The sequence below is a fragment of the Gemmatimonas sp. genome (assembly GCF_041689975.1).
Lineage (GTDB): Bacteria > Gemmatimonadota > Gemmatimonadetes > Gemmatimonadales > Gemmatimonadaceae > Gemmatimonas.
Genome location: NZ_JBDNFF010000105.1, coordinates 1 through 2,914, shown reverse-complemented (window position 1 = coordinate 2,914; position 2,914 = coordinate 1). Strand labels below are relative to the sequence as shown.

Genomic DNA, 2,914 nt, shown 5'->3' with positions numbered 1-2,914 from the left:
CACTCTGGGATCACTCGCGTCGGCGCCTGTGGCTTGCGCGAGATCGGTTCGGAGTCAAGCCACTGTACTACGTGCATCGCGCCGATGGATCGCTCTGGTTCGCCAGTGAAATCAAGGCGCTGCTGGAAGCCGGCGCGGTCAAGCCGGCGATGAACGTCTCGCAGCTACCAGATTATTTGGCGAATCACGCGCCGTCCGGTGACGAAACACTGTTCGAAGGTGTTCGGCGTCTCCCGCCCGGCCATACGCTTGTCTGGGAGAACGGCAGCATCACGATCTCGAAGTACTGGGATCTCTCCTGGAAGGACGCGTCCACCGACAAGCAACCGTCAGCCGTCGCGCAGCGCGAATACGTCGAGGAGTACACGCGTCAATTCACGGAAGCCGTTCGCATTCGCCTCATGGCGGACGTCCCTCTCGGCATGTTCCTGTCGGGTGGCATCGACTCGGCGGCGATCACGGCCGTAATGAGCGGCTTGGTTCAGGAGCCGATCAAGACGTTTTCCGTGGCATTTGCCGAGCGTGAGGCGAACGAGCTCACGTATGCCCGATTGGTGTCAGACCACTTTGCGACGGATCATCGTGAAGTGGTGGTTTCGCCGGAAGATTTCTGGAAGGCCCTTCCCTCGCTCGTCTGGCATGAAGACGAGCCGCTGGCGCACCCCTCCAGTATCGCGCTGAACTTCGTGTCTCGCCTTGCCGCGGAGCACGTGAAGGTGGTGTTGACCGGCGAAGGCAGCGACGAGACACTCGCCGGCTACAATCGCTATCGCGTCACGGTGTATAACGCGGAGTATGGCAAGCGCTATGAGCGAGTTGTGCCTTCCGCGCTTCGGGGTGCTGTTCGCGGCGCGATACGCGGCCTGCCCGCATCTTCGCGCGTGCGCCAGAAGGCCGAACGTACGTTCCTCACGCGCGGCGCTGATCTCGACGACCTGTATTTCGACAACTTCGCGGTTTTCGGGAGAGGAGCCCAGACCGCGTTGCTGTCACCAACGCTACGCGCGGCGGTGGGGCAGGTCGATCCTTATGACGCATATCACCGTGCGCTGTCCACGACAAACGCGATCTCCCTGCTTGATAAGCTCCTGTATACCGACACCAAGACGTATCTCCATGAGCTGCTCATGAAGCAGGATCAGATGAGCATGGCGGCGTCAATCGAAAGTCGAGTTCCGTTCCTTGATCATCCGCTCGTAGAGTGGGTGGCGCGGCTGCCCGAAAGCATGAAGCTGCGAGGCGTGACTACCAAGTGGATTCTTCGCGAAGCGATGCGCGGTCGTTTGCCCAATGAGATTCTCGATCGGAAAAAGATGGGATTTCCCGTCCCGGTCGCTCCCTGGCTTCGCGGCCAGTGGCGCTTTCTCCTGGACGAGTACGTGTTGGGAGAGCGAGCCCGATCGCGCGGCTTGTTCAACAGCGTGGAAGTGCGGCGCCTGGTGTCAGAACATGACGCGGGTGTGCGCAACCACGCTGAGCGGTTGTGGTCATTGATCAATCTGGAAGTCTGGCAACGCGTGTTTCTCGACGGAGAGGGTCGCGACATGCAACTCGCGACAGCGTCGACGAGGAGCAAAGGCTGATGACATCCATGAGAATTCTGTGGATTAAAACGGAGCTGCTGCACCCTGTGGACAAGGGTGGGCGGATTCGGACCTATCAGATGTTGCGCGAGATCGCCCGGAACCATCACGTGACCTACCTCACGCTCGATGACGGCGGTGCCGCGCCCGACGCGCTCGACAAGGCGTCGGAGTACGCCCACGTTGTTGCTCGTGTACCGTTCGCGCCGCCTGCCAAAGGGAGCGCAGCGTTCTACCAGGCGCTCGCGCTCAACGTGTTCTCCAGCCTTCCGTACGCAGTCGCTCGCTATAGGTCCGGCCAAATGGAACGCGCCATCACCAAACATGCGAAGGATGCAGACTTGGTAGTCTGCGACTTCCTCGCGCCGGCGGTGAACCTACCAAGCCAGATCGCGGCTCCCACGGTGCTCTTTCAGCACAATGTCGAGGCAATGCTCTGGGAGCGGCATACCGAAGTGTCTACGTCGGTGGTGAGAAAGGCGTACATGGGTGAGCAATTTCGACGCATGGCAAAGTTCGAGGGCGACGCCTGCCGGCGTCTTGACCATGTCATTGCCGTGTCCGAAGAGGACGCGGAAGTCATGCGACAGCGGTATTCGGCCCCAAGCGTTTCGAGTGTGCCAACCGGAGTCGACGTGGAGTACTTCACGCCTACCGGCCGCGTTACCAGAAACCCCAACGAGATCGTGTTCACCGGCTCGATGGATTGGATGCCGAATGACGACGCAATGGTCTGGTTTCTTCAGGACATTCTTCCCAGAATTCGGGACCGGATGCCCAGCGTGGTGGTGACCGTGGTTGGAAGGGAGCCCAGCGAACGACTGCATTCGCTCGCCGATCGGCTTGGTGGGGTCGAAGTGACGGGTCGCGTGCCGGACGTTCGCCCGTATCTGGAGCGTGCGGCTGCGTTCATCGTTCCCATGCGGGTTGGTGGCGGCACGCGCCTCAAGATCTTCGAAGCGATGGCCATGGGCCTGCCGGTCGTCTCCACCGCGATCGGAGCGGAGGGGCTGCCACTGCAGAACAATTCGACGATCCTGCTCCGCGATCAACCGGAAGCGTTTGCCAACGGTATTTTCGAAATGTTGGCCAATGATGGTTCGTTGTCGGAAATCGGTCGGACCGGCCAGCAGTTGGTGCGACATTCATTCGGTTGGCACGGCGTCGCCACGCAATTCATGGCCCAATGCGACGATGCCATCGCACGCAAGGCACAGCGCAACTCAACTGATGGCGCATCGCTCCGCGCGGGTTCGCGGTAGCCTGCATGTCATCCTCAACTGAAGGAAAAGGGATCTCGATGTCGTCGATCAGCGTGTTTGGACTCGGTT

Annotated in this window: 2 protein-coding genes; both read left to right on the top strand. The window is 60.4% G+C overall.

Features of this window, described 5'->3' with window-relative positions; genetic code table 11:
* Nucleotides 1–1,583, top strand: a 1,583-nt coding sequence (asnB, locus tag ACESNG_RS07255) for an asparagine synthase (glutamine-hydrolyzing) (RefSeq protein ID WP_373068381.1), incomplete at its 5' end; no start/stop codon positions are given.
* A gap of 8 nt (nt 1,584–1,591) precedes the next feature.
* Complete coding sequence (locus ACESNG_RS07250; protein WP_373068379.1) at nt 1,592–2,845, top strand: glycosyltransferase; 1,254 nt, start codon at nt 1,592–1,594, stop codon at nt 2,843–2,845.
* Nucleotides 2,846–2,914: the final 69 nt, after the last annotated feature.